Raw genomic sequence first — 19799 nt, forward strand, 5'->3', positions numbered from 1 at the left:
CGGGCTACGGGGGGAAGGTCAACCTGCGTACTCGCCCTGGCCACCGCACACCTGATGCGCCGCCACGCCCACCAAGCCGGCCTAAAGATGTCCGTGCGTGAACTCCTCGACCACTCGCCGGCATCGGCGAAACCATCCTGCTGCACCACGACGGCGGCAAAGGCCGCCCCCGCGCCCAACGCATCCTCACCGACATGACCAACACCCAACAAACCCTGTTCGACCTGTTCGGCCTCGACCACTACGCCCCAACCCGCTGACCAGCACCACCACCCAGCATGGGTAATACACCACCCACCCCGCAGCACCCACCCTGAACAGCCCAGACACCAAAGTCGATCATGAAAAGTCGGAAACTCCCGCTAGTGCCCCTCGGCGATGACCGTGAGTCTCGTGGCGACGGCTTCGGTCCATGCTTCGCGCGCTTTTGCGTCCGAAAAGGACCGCTTGTAGCCCCGTCGACGCCGTCAGCGCCAGAAGAACGGAGCCGCTCGTCACGCCCAGCGAGACGGCGACGGCCTCGCTGCGTCCTCGGGCCAACGCCGCTTGCAGGATGAGAACCATGTTCGGACCGGGCTCAGCGCATTGACCAGATAAAGCGTCAGCGCTGCCACGATCGCCATCATGAGAATCGTTCCGTTTCACGCGGACACACTGACGCGCGCCCGCAGCCCCATCGGGACTGTCGGGACAGGCGTGCGTCGTCGTCGCTGCTCGGTCCGGAATGACGCCGACCGACCGGATGACTCGGAATCTACTTCCTGACCGGTTGTCGAATCACGTCCCGGTTCGTGGGTGAAGTGGAACGATGTGAGTTCAGCGACCGACCGTGCCGAACGGCTCGACCCTTGCCCGCAATTGGGCCTTGATCGACATGGCCCGGAGGCTAGCAGCGGTCCGGCCCGGTCACGCCGCGGGTTTTCCGCTGCCGATCAGGGTGTGGGCGATGTCGCGGGCGGCGGCGGTGATCTCGGCCTCGGAGGCGTCAAGGCCACGCGAGGACATCAGCACCAGGTTGACGCTGAGCAGCGCGGCCCGGACCCGCAGCACCTCGGCGATCGGGGCGTCCGGGCCGGTCAGGATGTCGAACAGCTCGGTCATCTTGCCGAACACGTTCTCCCGGCCCTTCTCGTCGTGCAGCTCGCGGATCACGTGCTGGTTGGCCATCGCGAACCTCATCACGGCCATGCCGCTGCCGATGCCGCTGCCGATGCCGCTGCCGAGGTCGACCATCCGGTCGACGGCGCGGGCGCGTAGCTCCGGGCCGGGCGGCTGCTCGCGGGCCCAGGCGGTGAGCTCGTCCAGCGCCTCGAGGTGGGCCTCGAAGATGGACCGGACGATGCTCTCCTTGCTGCTGTAGTGGTAATAGAGCGCGGCCTTGGTGATGCCCAGCCGCTCGGCGATCTCGCGCAGGGAGGTGGCCTCGTAGCCGCGCTCGGTGAACAGTTCGATGGCCACCTTGCGGATCTCTGCCTTCGTGTCGGCGCCCCGCCGCTGGCCTGCCGCTGCCATCGCTGCCCAGTCCTTCCTCGTTGCCAACTTACCGGTCGGCAAGTTAGGGTCTTAACCGGCCGGTAAGTAAGACTACCGAAGGAACTCGCCGTGACCCAACCCGCCCGCTTCACTCATCGCGAAATCATTATCACCATGAGCGGTCTCGTGATCGCGATGCTGCTCGCCATGCTCGACAACATGATCGTGGCGCCCGCGCTGCCCACGATCGTCGGCGAACTGCACGGCCTGAACCGCCTGGGCTGGGTGACCACCGGCTACGTGCTCGCCTCCACCGTCGCCACCCCGATCTGGGGCAAGCTCGGTGACCTGCTCGGCCGCCGGATCACCTTCCTCAGCTCGATCGCGGTCTTCCTGGTCGGCTCGGCCCTCTGCGGCATGTCGCAGAACATGGGCGAGCTGATCGCCTTCCGCGCCCTGCAGGGCCTCGGCGCCGGTGGCCTGATGGTCGGCGTCATGGCGGTGCTGGCCGACATCATCCCGCCGCGCGAGCGCGGCAAGTACCAGGGCGTGACGATGGCCGTCATGCCGGTCGCGTTGATCGGCGGCCCGCTGGTCGGCGGCTTCATCACCGACAACCTGGACTGGCGCTGGGCGTTCTACGTCAACCTGCCGCTCGGCGTGGTCGCGCTCGCGGTCTGCTGGTTCGTGCTGGCCAAGCTGCCGCGCGGCGCCGGGAAGGTGACCATCGACTGGCTCGGCGCGGCCCTGCTCAGCGTCTGGATCACTGCGCTCGTGCTGATCACCACCTGGGGCGGCACCGAGTACGCCTGGGCCTCCCCGCAGATCCTCGGCCTGGCCACGGTCACCGTCGCCGGTCTGGCCGCGTTCATCGTGGTCGAGCGGCGCGCCGCCGAGCCGATCATGCCGCTGTCGGTGTTCGCGAACCGCAACTTCGTGCTGGCCGGCGCGCTCAGCCTGATCGTCGGCTTCGCGATGTTCGGCGGCATCACCCTGCTCCCGCAGTTCCAGCAGTACGTGCAGGGCGCCTCGGCCACCAACAGCGGCCTGCTGCTGATGCCGATGATGCTCGCCGCGATGGCCGTCTCGCTGGTCGGCGGTCAGCTGATCACCCGCACCGGGCACTACCGGGCGCTCCTGATCGTCGGCACCGTGCTGATGACCGGCGGCCTGGCGCTGTTCGCCACCATGGACGTCGGCACTTCGCGATTCATGACCGGCCTGTTCATGGTCGTGCTCGGCGTCGGCATGGGCTGCCTGATGCAGACCACCATGCTGATCGCGCAGAACAGCTCCCCGATCAACGCGATCGGCGCGGCGACCGGCGCGGCCACCTTCGTGCGCAACATGGGCGGCTCGCTCGGCGTCTCGTTGCTGAGCACGCTCTACATCAACCGGCTGCTAGACACCTTCACCGAGAACGCCGGCGTCGCGGCGTCCCGGGCGACCGGCAGCGGTTCGGCCGCGGCGATGACCCCGGCCATGCTGCGGGCCCTGCCCGAGCCGATCCGGCACGCCTTCCAGCTCGGCGTGAGCGACGGCATCCAGGCCGCCTTCATCCTCGGCGCGATCGTTGCGGCGGTCGGCATCGTGGTCGCGCTGTTCATCGAGCACGTCCCGCTGCGCGGCTTCGCCGATGCGCCGAAGGCCGAGATCCCGACCGGGCAGGCGCCGGCCAACGCGCACTGAGCCGGGGCCGGGGGCTTGCTCGCGCCGAGCCCCCGGCCCCGCCGTTGATGCAGGTTGATGCAGAAGGCACAACGGATTCGGCGGTGCGAGGGTCCGGGCAGTAGCAGAACGTTCCAGGAACCGTTCTCGGAGCGTTTCGGCTGCTGAAGGTCCGGATTCCAGAGCAGTTCCCCGGCTTTCGGGCGCCAGCCCAGATTGACCTCGTTGACTTCGCTCGCCTTGGTCTTCTCCAGATACAGGTCAAAATAGAGCTCGTTATCGTCGTCCGGATCGCCACCCAGGAAGACGGCGCTGCAGCCACCAGCGTCCGCCTGTCAGTGGCCCAGCTGTCGCTCGGGCCTACGCCGCGAGATGGGGTACGCTGCTCTGGGAGGAACGGTACCGGAAGTCGCTGGACGCCGTTCGAGCGCACCGATTACCTCTCATAGTACGGCAGCTGGCAGCAGATCAGTGATCTGGTGATCGACTCGTTCGCGGACCGGTTCTCCCGCGTCGAGCCCCGGCGGGCGGGTCGGCCCCCGCGGTTCCGGACACCGGCAGCTTCGACGGCGATCTCACCGCGTTGACCGAGGAACTGGCCGAGCAGCTACGCAGTGCGCGCTGGGCGACGGTCTTGCCCTCCATCGTGGACGCTGCCGAACGTGAGCCCGAGTTGGCCGGGCTTCAGGCGGATCTGCATGCCCGGTTGCTAGCTCCGTTCGGTGTGGTGACCGAACGCGCGCGGGCCCGCGGCGAACTCCCGGCCGGCCAGGAACCGGTCGATGTGACCGCCGCCGTCGCCGGCCCGCTGTTCTACCGTCGCTGGTTTTCCCGGGAGCCTCTCGACACCGCGTTCGTCCGGAGCGTCGTCGAGAATGTCCTAGCTAGTGCTGTATGGCACCGCGGTCAGCGCCGCCATCGCGTCGAGCGGCCACCCGTCGGTCGGCGCGACCGGGGTGGAGTTGCTGCTCTCGTTCGCCGGTGGCATCCTCGCGGGCGCCGCCACCGCGACCGTCGTGTTGTTCGTCCGCAAGAGAATCGACGATCCGACGCTGGAGAACACGCTCAGCGTGCTGACACCGTTCGCTGCGTTCCTGCCCGCGCACGCCGTGCACGCCTCGGGCACCCTGGCCGTCGTCGTGTGCGGGCTCGCCCTCGCCCGGTTCGCACCCCCGCACATCTCCGCGGCGACCCGGCTGCGTGCCCACTCGTTCTGGAACCTCACCGCCTATCTGCTCAACGCCGCCCTGTTCGAGGGGATCAGGGTACAGCTTGTCGCCGCCGCCCGGGACCTCAGCTCTCCGTCGTGGCCGCAGGCGCTGTCCGGGATCGCGGTCGCCGGGTCTGCCGTGATCGGTGGCCGCTTCGCCTTCCTCTACGCGTCGGCGGTCCTGGTGCGTCTGCTGGACCGCCGGGCCGTCCAGCGCGCCCGCCGGGTCGGGTGGCGGCAGCGTGTCCCGCTCGCGTGGGCCGGCGTACGCGGCGGAATTTCCCTGGCAGCCGCCCTGGCGGTGCCCGCCGCCGCCCCGGACCGGGGCCTCGTCATCGTCGTGACCGGCGGCGTCGTACTCACGACCCTGCTGGTGCAAGGGCTGACGCTGCCGGCGGTGATCCGCTGGGGCCGAATGCCCGACGACGGCCGGGACACCATCGAGCGGCGGGAGGCCGTACGCCGGATGATCGCCGCCAGCCTGGAGCGACTCCGCGCCGAGCCGGCGGGCGGCCGGGCGCCGGACTCCGCGGTCATGGTCATCGAGGAGGAACTCCGCGCGCGCCTCGCTTCCCCCGGAACGCGCCTCACGGCGCTCCGCCTGGAGGTCCTCGGGGCCGAGCGCCGCGAGCTGGCAGCGATGCACGCCGGCGCCCAGATCGACGACCTTGTCTTCCTTGATCTGCAGAGCGAGCTCGACCGTGAGGAGATGACCGTGGCGCCGGCGCCGGCCGAGTGACGCGCGACCGATCACCCCTCCCGGGTCAGAGCTCGTCGCCCAGCACCAGCTTGCCCCGCCGGGAACCGCCCTCCAGAGCCGCGTGGGCGTCCGCCGCCGCCGCGAACGGGAACACCGCCTCCACCGGCACCTCGAAACGACCCTGCTCGAACAACTCCGCGGCCGCCTCGAGGCCGTCGCGGCCGTCGGGCTCGCCGGCGATCGCGCCCATGGTCAGGCGGACCCCGTGCTCGGACGCTCCGAAGTCGGCCAGCGTGACCACCGCGCCCGGATCGCCGGTCAGCCCGACCAGCTCCGCCAAGGACCCGGCGCCGGCCACGTCCAGCGCCCGATCCACCCGCGTCGGCACCAGCCGCGCGATCCGGTCAGGCAGACCGGGACCATACGCAACCGGCGTCGCACCGAGCCGGGCTACGAAATCGTGGTTGCCGGGGCGGGCGGTGCCGACGACGCTGACGCCGCGGGCCGCGGCCAGCTGCACGACGACGCTCCCGACGCCACCGGCCGCGCCGTCGACCAGCAGGGTCATCCCGGGCTTCAGGTCGAGCAGGTCGAGGGCACGGGTGGCGGTCTCGACGCTGGTGCCGGCCGCTCCGGCCTGAGGCCAGGTCATCGCGGCGGGCTTGCGGGCCCACATCGGCAGCAGCGCGAACTCGGCGCTGGCCCCGCCCAGCTTCGCGATGTCCACGAGACCGAAGACCTCGTCACCCACCGCGACGCCGTCGACGCCCGCACCGACCTCGTCGACCACACCGGCAGCATCCACACCGGGAATATGCGGCAGCACCAGCTGCGCGCTCATCGGCGTCCGTCCGGAGCGCAAAGCGCCGTCGACCGGTGACACCCCGGCCGCCCGGACCCGCACCCGGATCTGACCGGCCGGTGTCGACGGCGTTTCCGCCTCACCCAGGTGGAGCACCTCCGGGGCGCCGAACTCGTCGTACTGCACTGTCCACATCATCGGCCTACCGTAGAACGGAAACGGAACGGATGTTCCGCCCCGGAGCGAAGTGAGAAGGAGGGTCGCGCGAGATGACTCAGATGCAGCGTTCCGACGCGCGTTCCAACCGTGACCGGGTCCTGACCGCGGCCCGCGAGACATTCGCCGCGGCCGGCCTGGAGGCGCCGGTGCGTGAGGTCGCGCGACGGGCCGAGCTCGGGGTCGCCACCGTCTACCGGCATTTCCCGACCCGGACCGACCTGGTCACGGCGGTCCTCGCGGAACGGGTCGAGGCCTGCCGGCGGCAGATGCGCCGAGCGCTCGACGACACGGACCCGTGGCGGGCGCTCTCCGGCATGATCGAAGAGTTCGCCGACCGGCAGATCCACGACCGCGCGCTCAACGAGGCGCTGCTGGCGCCCGGCGGGGCCGCCGGGGCTTTCGCCGAGCAGCGGCGTGAGCACGTCGAGGCGATGAACACGCTGGTCGCCCGGGCCCGCGCCGCCGGGCGGCTCCGCGAGGGCGTCGGCCCTGAGGACGTACGCGCCGGCTTGCTCGCCATCGCGGCCCTGCGCAACCTCCCATCATCAACGAACGCCCAGGTCATCGGCCGGCTCGCCGAGCTGCTCCGGGCCGGCCTGCGGGCGTGAGCCGGCCGCGCGGCGCCGGCGTCTGATCGGGCTGACTGCGATGCGCCGGCCTCTGCCCACCGCGCCGAGCGGCAAACCCGATGTGCCCCGGCGGCTTGCCCGTCTCTTCCCGTTCCGCCTTTGTGGCTGCTCAGCTGTTGTTCCACAGCCGCCTGAGGAGGAAGTCTGACGTCATGCCGACGCCTGTCCGCCTCCTCGTCTTCGGCGGGCTGCGACTGTGGCGCTCCGGCGTCGAGATCGACGTCGGGCCGTTGCGCCGGCAGATCGTGTTCGCCGTCCTCCTCGCCGCCCGGGGCGCGGTGGTCAGCGTGGCCGACCTGGTCGACGTTCTGTGGGGCGACGACCCCTCGGCCAGCGCGACCAACCAGGTGCACCGCCTGATCGGCGAGATCCGCCGAATGTTCGAACCGAGCCTCGGCAAGCGGGAGGTGGGTGCCTGGGTCCACCCGCACGGTAACGGCTATCGGCTCGTGGCCGACGCTCGCACCTGCGACCTGACCGCCTTTTTCGACCTCGAGACGGCCGCGCGGGCAGCCGTGCGACGAGACGACAGTCAGGAGGCCACCCACAAGTTCGAACAGGCTCTGCGGACCGCTCGGGACCAGCCCTTCGCCGGCCTACCGCCGCACGTCCTCCAGTCGCCCTCGTTCGTGGCGATCGACGCCACCCGCAACGACGTAGCGGTCGCCGCCGCCGACCTCGCACTGGGCCACCCGCGGGCCCGCCAGCTGCTTCCACTGATCAACCGGTACGCGGCCGCCTCGGTCCTGCACGAGCCGCTCCAGGCGCGGCGGATCCGCCTGCTGAACGTCACCGGGCACCGGGCCGAGGCGCTCATGCACTACGACCAGGTACGCCAGCGGCTCGCCGACGAGCTGGGCGCCGATCCGTCGGTCGAGCTGCAGGCCGCACACCTCACCGCGCTGGCGCAACCGGATGAGCCGAGAGAAGTCCGCCCGGCGCAGCTGCCGCTCGGCCTAGCCGCCCTCGCACCCCACGACGACGTGCAGGCCGCACTGCGGGCCGAGCGCGGCTCCCTCGTCGTGCTCACCGGCATGGGCGGCATCGGCAAGACCGCGCTGGCGGTGGACTGGGCCCACCGCATCGCCGCCGACTACCCGGACGGACAGATGTTCCTGAACCTCCGCGGCTTCGACGCCGAGGGCAGCCATCTGCGGCCGTTCGAAGCGTTGGGCATCCTGCTCACAACCGCTCGAGGTCTGCGAGGCCAGGGCGCCGGCTACGGGCGCGGAGGTATCGGGTGAGCGCTCGGGCGGTCTTTGTACCGAAGCGGACCCGGCGTTGTTTGTCGCCCTTGCCGGTCAGTACGACGGAGTTGGTGTCCAGATCGACGTCGGGCACGAGCAGGTCACCGATCTCGGAGAGGCGTGCGCCGGTGTTGTAGAACATCCGCACCAGGGCATGGTCGCGCAGTTGGATGAAGCTGTTGCCTTGACAGGCACCGAGAATCTGCTTGGTCTCGGCGTCGCTGAGTACCTCGACCAGCTTCTGTGCGGCTCGCGGCTGCGGGAGGTCGTGCATCGGCGATCGCTCGATCTCGTTCTCCTCGGCCAGCCAGCGGAAGAACTGTTGCAGGGCCTTGTGTTTGTTCAAACCCGTGGATGCCGAGCGGGTCTCGATCATCCAGGCCTGGAACGCGACGATCTGTCGCTGTTCTACCAAGGTCGGGTTGTCGGCGCCGGCCGACTGCGGCGTTTGGTCGTGGAGGTAGGCGGCCAGTTGGCAGGCTGCGAGTACGTAGTTGTATCGAGTGGTCTCCGGATGGTTTCCGGCCCGCAGCGCCCGGTCCCAGTCCCGCAGCAGCATCGTCCACTCTTCGGCGCGCACGCTGGTCAACAGGTGCGTGATGTCCAACGTCCACCTCCCGAGTCAAGGGGTCGCTGACAGCACCCGAAAGTCCCCGAGTCAAGGGGTTGCTGACTGGCGCTCGCGCCACTCCCCAAGAGGCCCTCCGGGGGCTGCACCCGGCCTCACGAGTAAAAGGGTCACCCGAGCGGCCGGGAGGCCTCAAGCCGATCACTCGGACGATCTACACCACGGGTTGACCTGCGCAAACACTGATCGAGGGGAGCGATGCCCGTTCCGATGCCTTAGCTGAAAGCGCGGCGAGTAAAGGAGTCCATCAAGCCGGAAAAGTCTCTGCGGGATAGGTCCGAAACCGGTGCCTGAGCTGCGCAAACACTGTTGGCTGGTGCGCTTCGCGCGGTTCCATGAAGTTGCCGAGTAAAGGGCACCACGAACGGTAGACATCAATCTGCGTAAATTAAAAGAACGCCCTCGCAAGGCCTCTGACCTGCGAAGACGTTCCAAAAGTCGGGCTGACAGGATTTGAACCTGCGACCCCTTGACCCCCAGTCGCATTACGATTTGGTTAAGTAAGATCAGATTGTGTCAATCAGTACACAGATCCGGACAGACCGACAGCGCAATGCCGTCCGATTTCAACCAGTCGTGGGGAAGTTGATCAATCCTGTGACCAGGCATGTGACCACGCCCAATCAAGTGCGGCTCCTGTCAGCGGATTCAAATAATTGACGATGCCCTCAAGAGGGACGGCACCTTGCCGCACACTTGGGAGGATTCAGCTTCTTCCCGAAACAGCAAATCAGGAACGTCATCAAAACCCCGGCTCCGCAGAAGCGGCGACCATTTGACAGCTCATGAGAGGACTATCCCTCCCCGCAACCCGTAGCGGGCTTCAAATCCGCACGCTGCCTTCAGTTCCGATAATACTCCGCCGACTCGCCGTGACAATTCAAGGCTGCGAGTTGACCATGCCAACGGCGCACCCAGATTGCCACCCGCCGACCCTGCCCAGCCCCGTCTGCGATAGCGGCGATTCCTGATCGCCGCTATCGCAACAGCAACCCGAAAGGCCGCCGGTGTCTAGCGTCAGGTCGCTGATAGGTCGTCCGCGGTCAGCGGCTGATCTGCCAAGCCTGCAGCCTTGAGAGACAAGATCGCGGCGTCAACGTTGGTGGCGTAGAGGACGATGGCGAGTTCGTTTCGCGCTCGTGAGACGCAGACATACAAAAGTCTCCGGCTCCGATCCACGGTGGTGTCTTTGCCGCTAGATTTGTTGCGGCGATCGGTATCAGAAAGCTCTGCGAGCCCTAAGAGTTTGTCGTAGGAGTGGGCGGGCAATGTGCCTTCCGAGTCGTCAAGCAGGACTATGACGTTGGGAAATTCGGCGCCTTTGGTTCCGTGTTGTGTCGAGTAGGGGGACTCCCGTCTGATGTACTGCAGGTATCCGTACAGCTCGCGGACATCGCAATCCAGGAATTTCTCCAGTACCTCCTGGGTCTTTTCGCCCATTACCTGGTCTTTGTGTTCCCCGTCGGGGTCGAGGTAGCGCGAAAGTAGCGGAGTAGCTTCGATGAGCCCGTGCTTGTAGGTGTGCCGCAGCGCATCTCCTACTGAGCCTTCGCCAGCTTTGGCTACTATTGTTTGAAGTTCCCGCACGGCCTCACTTGCGGCGGTGAGGCGCTGACGCGCGACTCCCGGTTCTGTGATGCCGTCCCGCAGCGTGGTGCTGTGCTTGCGCAGGATCCGCGGTATTGCGGCGGCGCTGGCTTCGCACAGTGGCAGGATGACGTTCAGGAACGGCGCGATGGGCCAGGCTGTGCCTTCGTCGAAGCCGGCGGACAGCGCGGCGGGGGCTTTCGGCACATGGAAGGCGGCATGTAGGTCGGCGAAGCCGAGTCGGCGTGCGGCGAGTTTGTGCATGGCTACGAGGATTTTTGCGCCGCCGGGCGCATCGCTGGTCCAGGCGTCGTTGGAGGTGCGTTGCGCGAGCCAGCGGCGGACGGTGTGCATGCTGGTGACGCGGTCGGCGTCTGCGGGCAAAACGAAGAAGTACGCGTGGCCTTCTGGGGTGACCTCGTCTGTCCGGCCGGGGATTTGTTGGTCTCCGTCGCCGGCGGCCCGGACCCGGTTGACGACCTCGAGAACCTGCCGCGATGAGCGGAAGTTCTCTGGTTTGTTGATGAGGGTCCAGTCGGGTTCTGCTGGGATCCGGCCGATGCCGGTGGCATAGATCTGCTGCATGGTGTCGCCGAAGAAGCCTAGGAGGAAGTCGCCTTGGACGGTCCGATACAGGTGGATGAGGCTCTTGACGACCTCTGACTCGGTGTCCTGGCTCTCGTCGACAAAGATGATCGGGAATCGTGAAGCGACCACCTTCGCCAGGAGCGGCTTGGTCATCAGCATGTGCGGCACCATCTTGAGGATGTCCGCGTGGCCGATCTGCCCCTTGCCGTAGTCGGGTCCGATGCCATAGGTGAATCGGCGCATCGATCGCAGGCCGTCACTCTGGCGTTGGTAGCGGTCACGGTCCTGCTCCGCGGAACGTCGTTTGTCGGGTGTTCCAGCCTTGTCGATCTTCTCAGAAATTTCGGCGAGCTTGGCCGCGAGTTGGCGTTCTATCCAGGCTCCGATGTCGGACTGGAACGGTGCGACTAGATCCCACAGGAAGCCATGGATTGTGGAGACGTATACGAGCGGGTCGTCGTGGACGTCGTCGTGGATCTCGGCGGCGGCAACTTCTGTGTAGGTGATGCAGGCGACCTGTTGGGTGCGGGCACGTAGCTGCTTGCGGCGGTCGCCAGCGACGTAAGCCAGCGCCTTGACCAGTGAGGTTGTCTTCCCTGATCCTGCCCCGGCGTTGACTACGAATCCTGTTTTTCCGCGCCGGTCGAGGATCTCGCGCAGGGCACGGTCAGTGTGAGTGTCCGGTGCCTCGATTCGGCTGGTCATCCGCGTACCTCAGCTTGGATCTCGGTCAGCTGTGCACTCTCGGACGCTTCCGCGGTCACCTGATCGCGTAGCCACTCGAGGCCCTCGACGATGTAGTGCGGCCCGAGCCACTCTGCCGGGTTGGAGGTGATCAGCGCGAGGGCGAAGTTGGTCTTGTCGAGCTTGCGGACGCGTTGGTGGATCTTCTCGTGAAGCTGGTCCAAGGTCATCTTTGCTGCATCGCGCACGCGCAGGCCGAGGTTTGCCTGCTTCAGGTCTTGGCACCAGGCCAAGTTTTGCAAGGCGAAAGCCTCTTCGAAGGTGCGGCCGGCTCGGGTGTCGCGTTCGCCGTTCCACTCCACCGGTTGGCGGGTCTCATAGGCAACACGGACGTGGCCGGGGTTTTCTTGCTGCGGCGGGCACTTATCGCTGGCTGGCAGATCGAGGAGGTCGGCGACCGACCGGATGCGTGGGATCCAGGTTGCCAGCGTCTCGTTGCTCGTGACGGCGTCGTCCGTCGTAGTCATGCATGTGGCCCGGCTAGTTTGCCCGTCGGCATCATCAAGACCGTCGTCGTCGGGCTCGGATGCGCCATCGGCATCGTCCGTCTTGGGCCCATGGACGCTGTCGATGTCGGTGATGACCAGCGTCGGAAGGCCGAGGAATTCGACGAGTTCCCGGAACTTGTGAGCGAAGGCTCCACCTACCTCCAAGATCGTCAAATGGCACGACTGCAGCTCAGGCGCCGCCTGCTGAATCATCAGGGGAAGGAGAAGGCGCTCGACGTTTCCCTCGACCAGGACTGCGGCATCAGCGAAGAACAGGTCGCAGTGAGTGAGCTTGAGATACTGGCGGAGGAAGTGCCGCGTGGATTCTTCGGTGACGCCCTTGAACGTCATCAGGTCTCTGACGTCGGTGTGGTGGAGGTTGCCGTCTTGGCCGGTACGTCTGAAGTACCGGATGGGCTCGAACGACTTCTCGTAGATGACGTGCGCCGAGTGGGTGGTGACGACCATCTGCGTGGTGAAGGCTGGATCGGTTTTGGGGAGAATCTCGCGGATTTTCCGGATGAACACCTGCTGGAGTTGGGCGTGCAGATGAGCTTCGGGTTCCTCGATGAATACCAGGTGGATCGGTGGGCGCTCGCCGTCTGCGTCGATCCACCGGTGATGGAAGTCGAGGACTTCGACGACCATGTAAATGAGGTTTTTGAAACCTAGCCCGTTGTACTGGTCAGGTAGGGTTCGCTCTGTCCCGCCAGCGCCGTCGCCCGTGGGCATCGCGTAGTGGACTCGGGCTCCACTGCTGAGGACGGTCTGTGCGTTGAATGACGCTTTTACGACCAGACGTGGATGTTGGAAGCCCGGGTAGCCAAGATCGGAAAGCTTGGTCAGGGTCGACTCGAAGACTTCCGCGAAGTGCTGGTTGAGTCGAAGTTCCGAGTCCGCGATGGCGGCTATGGCCGCTAGGTCAGTCTCCTGCTGTTCGAGGTTGCGGGTGTAGAAGCCGCTCAGCTTGCGCGAGAGGTCTTGCGCCCGGCCACGGCTTTCCCCGTCGACCAGGTGGCGCTGGGCGTCGAGGAAGTCGATCCTGATCAGGTCGTCGAGCTTGCCTCCGAGCTTGCTTTCGCCTCCGCTGACCCAGTCCGGGGTGAAGCTTGCGTCGAACTCGAAGTTCTTGTTGCACTGGCCGGCGTCCAGGACTGCGTAGACGATCTCGTATTCACGATGTAGTTCACGCGTCAGGTAGTCGGTCAGGGACCGGGGCCATGGTTCGTACGCTGAGCCTTCGGCGAGTTTGGCGGCGGTGATCTTGCTGCGGCACTCTTCGAAGTTCTCGACCAGCTGCTTGCCGTTCCTGGGGCGGTAGGCCAGCCGAACCCCGACTAGCTCTGAGTTCCAGCTCAGATCAGGGAGCAGGTCGATCACCCGGTGCAGGTTGGTGTCGTCGTCTTTCAGGTTCAGCCAGATGTCCAGCTCAATCTGGGGAAGCTCGTCAGGGTTGCCGGACCCGGAGTCGAAAGCGTCGAAGACGTCCCAGCAGTCGGTGGTGAAGTCGTAGATCTGAAAGCGGCCTTTGCCCTCGCCGAGGAACAGTCTGAAGACCTGGGCTGCCGAGGTCTTTCCGCTGTTGTTCGCTCCGACGAAGACTGTTGTCTCCGGGTCAAGATCAATCCCGACTTCGCGCAGCCTGCGGAAGTTCCTCACCCGGAAGGTCTCGATGTACAACATCGCTCCGTTCGCAAGGGCGCGCTACCTGGAGCGCGCGAGCCATCGAACGATAGACCTCGTCTCCCCCTTAGCCATCCTCCCGAACTAGCACCGCCCGCTTCGGTGAAAGGTTGAACATCGAGGTGGACCGCTGGAAGTCATCGACAGCGGCCGTAGAGACAATGCAAAAGTTCACCGGTTCGGGTGATCGGGAACGGACTCAACGGCGAGGGCGATCCGGCTCTTGGGAGCGCGTGGCAGGCGGATGCTGGCTGACAGGTGCGATCGTGCGGGACGCCGGTGGCTCAGTCCCGGCGACGTTGGGCTTTTGGTCCTTCCTGCTTGCCGTTTACGATGGGTTTCGCAGACTTTTACAAGGTGCGCCACAACGGATGGTGTCGCCGGGACGAGCGACGGTAAGCCACGACATCGGTTCGGATGCTGACCATCGGTGGGACGGCGGGTCGTCAATTCTGATTCAGGGGTTGCTACGGCGCGAGACCGTTTAAGGCTGCGGTCAGTCCTCGCTGAAGAGCTGCCGCAACCGCTCAGAGATCGCGTCCATGGCGTCGTCGGCGAGCATGATCGCTTGTTGTGCATGTCCTCACCGTGAGCCGCGGAGACCGGTCCTTGGTTCAACGCCTTTCCCTTCACGCCCAGCATCACCACATCGGTCATTGCCGACGTGGCATCGTCGGCTTTCCGGCGAATGTCTTCGTCCAAGATCAGGCGAATCGATTTCCTGATCTGGGCTCGAACGGCCAGTTCCTTCTCGTCCGTGTCGAAGCCCAGCAGAGTTCCGCCGTAGCCGTGCTCGGTGGTACGTGCGATCTTCAGATCCTCGAGGTGAGTCTTCGTTGAGTCGCGCATCATTTGCCACAGCCCGTCGTAGGCCGCCTGCAAGTTCTCGATTTCGAAGGCGCGGCGACGGTCCGCAATGGCCCGCTGCCGGTCGGTGTCTTTCACCTTCCGGTCGTGCTCAATCTTGCGGCGCTCGTTGGCGATGTTCGCCACGGACGTCACCACAACGCCGGCAATCGCCGACCCGCCAGCTACCAGGCCGACCAAGAGGCTCGTATCCACGCAGGGCAACCTACTGGTAGGCCTCTCACCCGCGCTAACCATGGGAGTGCGATCCCCGCCCCGTCACCCGCCTACCGGCGCTATACGCGTTGCAGGCGCCCGCGTCCGATCCGACCGCATGATCATGGCTTTGGCTCGGACTGCCCCGTCCTGCTCGGCCTGACCGCCCCCGGAGCGTCGGGCACGAGCGGGCAGCAGGACGGTCCGGACCTGTTCGACGCGTTCGCCTAGATGGCTCCGGTCGTACGAACAGCCCGGATCGGCGGCCCCTTCGGTCAGGGCTGAGTGTCAAATCATGATCGATGTGCGCGAGTTTGGGCCCCACGCTGCAAATGCCGGCGGGTGCACGCGAGTATGTCGATCAGTAATCGGGACCGCGGATGATACAGGTCAAGTACGAGATCTACGCCTAGATGGCTGATGCGGCAAGATCATTTCGCCCCGTACCGTAAGCGTGGTGAGTGATCTTGACGCAGCTCAGGAATCGTCCGGCAAGTACGTCCGTTGGTACGCGACGGATCCGAACAGGCCGAAGTGCATCCTCGACTTCTGCGAGTCGGGACGGCTGCATGGCGATTTCTGCGGAGCTCACTACGCCCAGAAACGCCGGGGTGAGGTGCTGCGTCCCGTGCGCGGCTCGAAGGCCTACCACCAGGCGAAGTTGAATGACAAGGACGAAAAACAGTGCACGCGGTGCGGGTACTGGCTTCCACTCACAGACTTCTACGTCCGTAAGGACGGGAGCAAGGTTGTCCTTGGCCGCTCCCACTGCAACCGATGCAACATCCTCCGTCGCATGGGGATGACCGCCAAGGATTACGACGAGCGCCTGACCCAGCAGGGCGGCGGCTGCGCCATCTGCAGCAAGGTCGAGAACGGATCGAAGGGCCGTATCTGGCTCGCTGTCGACCACGACCATGGATGCTGTTCCGGGTCAGGCTCCTGCGGGAGCTGCGTTCGGGGCCTGGTCTGCGACGGCTGCAATGTGATGCTTGGCCGGGCGATGGACCGGGCTGACATCCTCCGCAAGGGTGCAGAGTATCTCGAAGCGTACGAGAGCCGTTGACATGCAGAAGCGCCCAGCCTGTTCCGGTCACCAGTGCCAGGTGTACCCGGCGATCGACCCGTCGCGGTTGCCGCGGCCGGTTACCCCGCTGTTGCGGGATTGGATCGAGGAGGGCTCAAGCTCAAAGGTGGACGTCGCATCAACCACACACGCTGAATACCCGCGGATCCTGCGCGGCCGAGTGACCGCCGCTTTCGGCGATCTACGGGTCGGGGACATCACCCGCCACGAGCACCTGGATCCCTGGAACAGGCCGGCGTTCTGCTTTCGCATCGCGGGCCAGCGATCCATGATCTCGTGGTCGCGGCTCTGGCGACCGGCATGGGCCTGGGCGAGCTGCTCGGCCTGCGCACGAGCGCCGTCCGGGTGGGCACAGCGGCGGAGGTGCCTGTGGAGCACACCTTGCGGCGCGACGGTACCTTCGCGCGCCGAAGACGCCGCTGTCGCGGCACACCATCGCCCTGTCCCCCGACGCCGCCGCCTCGTTCGCTGTACTCGTCCACAACGAGCATCCTGATGAGTTGGTCTTCACGGCGCCCGACGGCCAGGCGTGGAATGCCAGTACCTTGTGCCGCCGGCACTGGCAGACGGCCGTCTTTGCCGTGCAGCGCTGCCCGCGGCATCGTACGACCGCGGCGTCGAACGGATGGGTTAGCCGGTGGGAAGTGTCTACCTGCCGTTGCCCGGATCGGCTACGCGGCCGTCCACGGCTGCACGACCTGCGGCACTCGCACGTCGCCCACCTGATCGCCGCCGGGGGACTTCCACTGCGTCCAGCTGCGCCTGGGGCACGCCTCGATCAGGACCACGTTCGAGGTCTACGGGCACCTGCTGACGCACGGCGAACTCAACCAACTCGCGGACTGGATCGGCAACGACCTGCCGGCCGAACAGCAAGCGCGTCGATTCGGACCGTCGGCTGCGGGCCGGAGCAAGCTTCGACCCTCCAGCCGACGCGCCGAGCGGCCTAATGCTGCTCCTGGCATGCGGCTCGGCCGTCGTGGGCGTACGGCGACGAGGGCGTGGCGTAGGTGGATGATGCGTTGACCAAGCGATTCAGCGGGCGCGGCGGCGGCCTTCCTCGTCGAGATGTCTGACAGCCGACGCTGGTCATCCTGGCGGAGGACCGGCTCCTGCGCCAGCGGTGGTCACATCACAAAGGGCTTGATGTGCCTGGCGAGGGCCGCCGCAAGGCGAACCGGGGTGGCATCGCCGATGAGGCGCGCTATCTCGGTTCTCGATCCGCACCACAGGTAGTTGGGCGGGAAGCCTTGCAGGAGCGCGGCCTCATAGTGGGTGATGGCGCGATGTTCTTCCGGGTGGAGGTATCGCCCTTTCTCGGGTTTGAGGAATTCGACGCGGATGGCCGGTGCTGGCGCGTCCCATCGCATGCGGCCGAGGTCGCCGGCCGCTGCGGCTCGCGGCCCTCTGCGCAGGTAGTGGGGAGACAGCAAATGTTCCGGCAGATCACGGACGTCGCCGCCAGGCGGGATGTGCTGGTAGCGCTGCTGAGACAGCAGGGTAACCCGTCGGCCAACGTGCAGATGGTGGCTTCGGAATGTGCCGTGGACGTGCTGGCCGAGAAGGTTCGTGGTGTCGGTGGGGAAATCCCAGACGTGTACCTCGGGAGCGGCGAGGCCGCCGAGTGCGTTGTGGACGGTTACGCGGGGTAGGCCGTGTCTGCCGCCGTGGGTGGGTACGGGTAGCGGAATGCCGTCGGTTTGCGAGCCAATGATGACAGCGTGGCGACGGTCTTGAGCGACTCCAAAATCTGCCGCTTGCACGACACCGTAGGTGAGCCTGAAGGCAGTAGAGCGTTCTTGGTCGATCGTTTGGAGCATGGCTTCGAACTCGTGGCTGCGCAGGAATTGAGGTGTCGTGACGATGGCAAAGACGGTCGGCCGTGCCTCGACGACGACCCGCCAGAACTCTTTCCACAGAGTGTTGCGGGGGTCGGAGCCTCGGGCACGGCCCCAGCCGGTGAATCCTCGCGTGGGCGGGGCGCCGATGAAGACGTCGGCGTGGCCTAGCCCGCGGGATTCGACGTTCTGGATATCGCCCCGGTAGGTCAGAGATTCACCGAAGTTGGCGGCGTAGGTCGTCGCGGCGGCGAGGTCGATGTCGACTGCGAAGATCGGACGGTATCCCTCTTGAACGAATCCGAGGGTCACTCCGCCGGAGCCGGCGAATACGTCGACTACGGTCGGCTCTCTGAGATCAGTAGGCGCCGGATCGACCGGAGATTCATCCGTCACTGGCGGCCGATGCTGCGCCGACCTCGCCGGAAGATCGCGCGCCGTAACGGTCTTGCTGAGTGTGTCCAGATCGAAGGTCAGCTGTTGCTGAACTAGGCGGCGAGGCGGGCCACACAAGCTCGGCCCGCCCGCGAGCGCGTCGGCATCCCTATTTTCGATCACGTTCCTCGTGGTTGTTTCGCTCGGCGCGGTGAGTGCAATCCGGCCCACGGCGATCGGTGTTTCCATGCCGTTGCCGTAGTGGGCCGCGATCAGCAGCGTGCCTTCGTGCCCTGTGCACAGCTCGTGCGCTGCCGGCCGAAGGTCCAGGTCTGCTAGGTGAGAGAACCTGCCAGACAGAAGGTCGGTGCGCCCGAGGGTGACGTTGTCTCCTGAGGTGATGACCGTGCCGTCACCGATGCTGACCAGCCCGGTCGCATTCGCCTGTGCGGCGCGATGCCGCCGCAGTTGAGCGGTCGCGACGGTGGTGATCAGCAGTTCCGGGCCGATCGTCAACAGATCGTCGTGGTCAATCCACGCGGACGTGGTAGCTGCATCGCTGGGATACGCCAAGCTGTGGCGCTCTTCGTCGCCGAGCTTGTCACCCAATCGGGTGATCGATGCGCCCGACCGGCCGTCAGTGCCGCCGCTGGCGAAAGCCCACACAGTGCCGTCCGGGTGGGGCGCGAGACGCGTGGTTCCGAACAGCCCTCCGCCGATCACGGTCACTTGATTGTCCGCAAGCCGTCCGACGCCGTGACGGCGCGTAAACAGAACCGCTCCGTCGGCTCGCACCACGGGATTGCCGTGACATTCGGCTACGGAAACGGCCCATCGAGACCTCCGCGACTGGATGTCGACAGCAAGAATGCCCTGGTCTGTAGTGACTAGGACATGGCCCTGCGGATCGATGCCGACACCAAGGCGCAGCGACGTCGGAAGCGTGAACAGCACCTCGCCGGTCACCACCGCATTTGTGTCGGTGACCAGGCCGTCCGGCATCATGTCCGGCGTGCCGAAGGCCACGCTCGGTGGGTCCTCGGAGGAACCGATCAGGGTCAGCAGCGGCACGTACGGCTCACCGTAGAACGACGCCCGATCGTGCAGCTGGGTGAAGAGTTCCTTCGGCGGCACGAGCCCGCTGAGCATTGCCTCGAAGTGGGTGGCGTCCATGAGTAGGACCTGGAGCTGTTCACCGTCAGCGATTTCCGCGAGCGCGTCCGGGCTATATCCGCCCATGGATAGGAAGACTCCCGGAGTTCCGGCGAAACGTTGACGAAGCCGTCTCTGCAGCTTAGCGATGTATCCAGTGTCTGCTGAACGGTTCTCCCATTTCGCTTCAAGGACGTAACGAACTTCTCCGATACGGAAGACGACGTCCGCCTCGCCTTTGGCAAAGACCGAGGATTCCGCTCGATGTCCCCAGCAGCGCAGCATGTCTGCGATGAGGTCGTTGAACGCCTGGCCTCGCGACTGCGGCGTATGGCCGTCCAGCCGGCGAAGCTGCCCGTACTCCGCAATGAGGGCCTGAAGTCGCGGTCCGTTGTGCACTGTGCCATCTTGCCGTCAGTAGAAGGATGCGTCGACGCCGCGTCGCCGGGATCAACCGCCGCATGATGGTGTCAACCGCCTGTACAGCCGTGCTCCTGCGCGACGATGCTCGAAGATCGCCGGTCCGCTCCACAACTGACCGCGGAGGCCCTGATTGCCGGAAGCACCAGGCTTCGGCGCGGCCGGCCTCCTCGCCGCCCAGTAGAGTGAGGTCTCCGCC

The 19799-nt window shown here is 66.0% G+C and carries 14 protein-coding genes and 1 pseudogene; 6 read left to right on the top strand and 9 right to left on the bottom strand.

Annotated features, from left to right (window positions below; translation table 11 throughout):
• From Ato02nite_RS23740 to Ato02nite_RS23750, 3 genes are all read right to left on the bottom strand, one after another.
• On the bottom strand, positions 1 to 242 hold a 242-nt coding region (locus tag Ato02nite_RS23740), incomplete at its 3' end, for a hypothetical protein (protein WP_213008809.1).
• 97 nt (positions 243 to 339) lie between these two features.
• Positions 340 to 645, bottom strand: coding sequence for a LysE family transporter (locus Ato02nite_RS53045; protein WP_213008810.1), 306 nt, complete (start codon positions 643 to 645; stop codon positions 340 to 342).
• Positions 646 to 906: 261 nt separating this feature from the next.
• Positions 907 to 1512: a TetR/AcrR family transcriptional regulator gene (locus Ato02nite_RS23750; RefSeq protein WP_213008811.1), complete on the bottom strand. Its 606-nt coding sequence runs from the start codon at positions 1510 to 1512 to the stop codon at positions 907 to 909.
• A gap of 90 nt (positions 1513 to 1602) precedes the next feature.
• Here Ato02nite_RS23750 and Ato02nite_RS23755 point away from each other — a divergent pair, with 90 nt between their 5' ends.
• The 3 genes and pseudogenes from Ato02nite_RS23755 to Ato02nite_RS23765 all read left to right on the top strand — a co-directional run bounded on the left by Ato02nite_RS23755 (position 1603) and on the right by Ato02nite_RS23765 (position 5090).
• Positions 1603 to 3162, top strand: coding sequence for an MDR family MFS transporter (locus Ato02nite_RS23755; protein WP_213008812.1), 1560 nt, complete (start codon positions 1603 to 1605; stop codon positions 3160 to 3162).
• 535 nt (positions 3163 to 3697) lie between these two features.
• Positions 3698 to 4009: pseudogene (locus Ato02nite_RS53050) on the top strand (TetR-like C-terminal domain-containing protein); the annotation flags it as partial.
• A 19-nt stretch (positions 4010 to 4028) separates the two neighbouring features.
• A complete protein-coding gene (locus Ato02nite_RS23765; protein WP_213008813.1) occupies positions 4029 to 5090 on the top strand; it encodes a cation:proton antiporter domain-containing protein in 1062 nt (353 codons plus the stop codon).
• Between the two features lie 25 nt (positions 5091 to 5115).
• On the opposite strand, the gene Ato02nite_RS23770 is transcribed toward Ato02nite_RS23765, so the two are convergent.
• Positions 5116 to 6048 carry an NADP-dependent oxidoreductase gene (locus Ato02nite_RS23770; RefSeq protein ID WP_213008891.1) on the bottom strand — a complete coding sequence of 311 codons (933 nt, stop codon included), beginning with the start codon at positions 6046 to 6048 and terminating at the stop codon, positions 5116 to 5118.
• A gap of 74 nt (positions 6049 to 6122) precedes the next feature.
• Here Ato02nite_RS23770 and Ato02nite_RS23775 point away from each other — a divergent pair, with 74 nt between their 5' ends.
• Together Ato02nite_RS23775 and Ato02nite_RS23780 are read left to right on the top strand one after the other, a co-directional pair.
• Complete coding sequence (locus tag Ato02nite_RS23775; protein ID WP_246607346.1) at positions 6123 to 6680, top strand: TetR/AcrR family transcriptional regulator; 558 nt, start codon at positions 6123 to 6125, stop codon at positions 6678 to 6680.
• Positions 6681 to 6853: 173 nt separating this feature from the next.
• On the top strand, positions 6854 to 7945 hold the full coding sequence (locus Ato02nite_RS23780) for an AfsR/SARP family transcriptional regulator (protein WP_213008814.1): 1092 nt from the start codon (positions 6854 to 6856) through the stop codon (positions 7943 to 7945).
• Here Ato02nite_RS23780 and Ato02nite_RS23785 read toward each other — a convergent pair.
• From Ato02nite_RS23785 to Ato02nite_RS23800, 4 genes are all read right to left on the bottom strand, one after another.
• Positions 7884 to 8555, bottom strand: coding sequence for a tyrosine-type recombinase/integrase (locus Ato02nite_RS23785; RefSeq protein ID WP_246607347.1), 672 nt, complete (start codon positions 8553 to 8555; stop codon positions 7884 to 7886). The two genes, Ato02nite_RS23780 and Ato02nite_RS23785, sit on opposite strands and share 62 nt — an antisense overlap.
• A gap of 1038 nt (positions 8556 to 9593) precedes the next feature.
• The gene (locus Ato02nite_RS23790) at positions 9594 to 11456 is read right to left on the bottom strand and encodes a UvrD-helicase domain-containing protein (protein WP_213008815.1); all 1863 of its coding nucleotides are present in this window, start codon (positions 11454 to 11456) and stop codon (positions 9594 to 9596) included.
• A complete protein-coding gene (locus tag Ato02nite_RS23795) occupies positions 11453 to 13666 on the bottom strand; it encodes an ATP-dependent nuclease (protein WP_213008816.1) in 2214 nt (737 codons plus the stop codon). The genes Ato02nite_RS23790 and Ato02nite_RS23795 overlap by 4 nt, the downstream gene beginning before the upstream one ends.
• A 171-nt stretch (positions 13667 to 13837) precedes the next feature.
• The gene (locus Ato02nite_RS23800) at positions 13838 to 14728 is read right to left on the bottom strand and encodes a hypothetical protein (protein WP_213008817.1); all 891 of its coding nucleotides are present in this window, start codon (positions 14726 to 14728) and stop codon (positions 13838 to 13840) included.
• Positions 14729 to 15185: 457 nt separating this feature from the next.
• On the opposite strand from Ato02nite_RS23800, the gene Ato02nite_RS23805 reads away from it, so the two are divergent.
• Entirely contained in the window at positions 15186 to 15794 is a 609-nt protein-coding gene (locus Ato02nite_RS23805; protein WP_213008818.1) for an endonuclease domain-containing protein, read from the top strand.
• Between the two features lie 1148 nt (positions 15795 to 16942).
• On the opposite strand, the gene Ato02nite_RS51810 is transcribed toward Ato02nite_RS23805, so the two are convergent.
• On the bottom strand, positions 16943 to 19579 hold the full coding sequence (locus Ato02nite_RS51810) for a DNA cytosine methyltransferase (protein WP_246607349.1): 2637 nt from the start codon (positions 19577 to 19579) through the stop codon (positions 16943 to 16945).
• Positions 19580 to 19799 lie beyond the last annotated feature (220 nt).

This window comes from Paractinoplanes toevensis (genome assembly GCF_018332695.1).
Classification (GTDB): domain Bacteria; phylum Actinomycetota; class Actinomycetes; order Mycobacteriales; family Micromonosporaceae; genus Actinoplanes; species Actinoplanes toevensis.

Excerpts from the sequence above, each read along its gene's own strand:
- Ato02nite_RS23750 (WP_213008811.1), bottom strand. The coding sequence starts at position 1,512 with ATGGCAGCGGCAGGCCAGCGGCGGGGCGCCGACACGAAGGCAGAGATC.
- Ato02nite_RS23770 (WP_213008891.1), bottom strand. The coding sequence starts at position 6,048 with ATGTGGACAGTGCAGTACGACGAGTTCGGCGCCCCGGAGGTGCTCCAC.
- Ato02nite_RS23775 (WP_246607346.1), top strand. The coding sequence starts at position 6,123 with ATGACTCAGATGCAGCGTTCCGACGCGCGTTCCAACCGTGACCGGGTC.
- Ato02nite_RS23780 (WP_213008814.1), top strand. The coding sequence starts at position 6,854 with ATGCCGACGCCTGTCCGCCTCCTCGTCTTCGGCGGGCTGCGACTGTGG.
- Ato02nite_RS23790 (WP_213008815.1), bottom strand. The coding sequence starts at position 11,456 with ATGACCAGCCGAATCGAGGCACCGGACACTCACACTGACCGTGCCCTG.
- Ato02nite_RS23795 (WP_213008816.1), bottom strand. The coding sequence starts at position 13,666 with ATGTTGTACATCGAGACCTTCCGGGTGAGGAACTTCCGCAGGCTGCGC.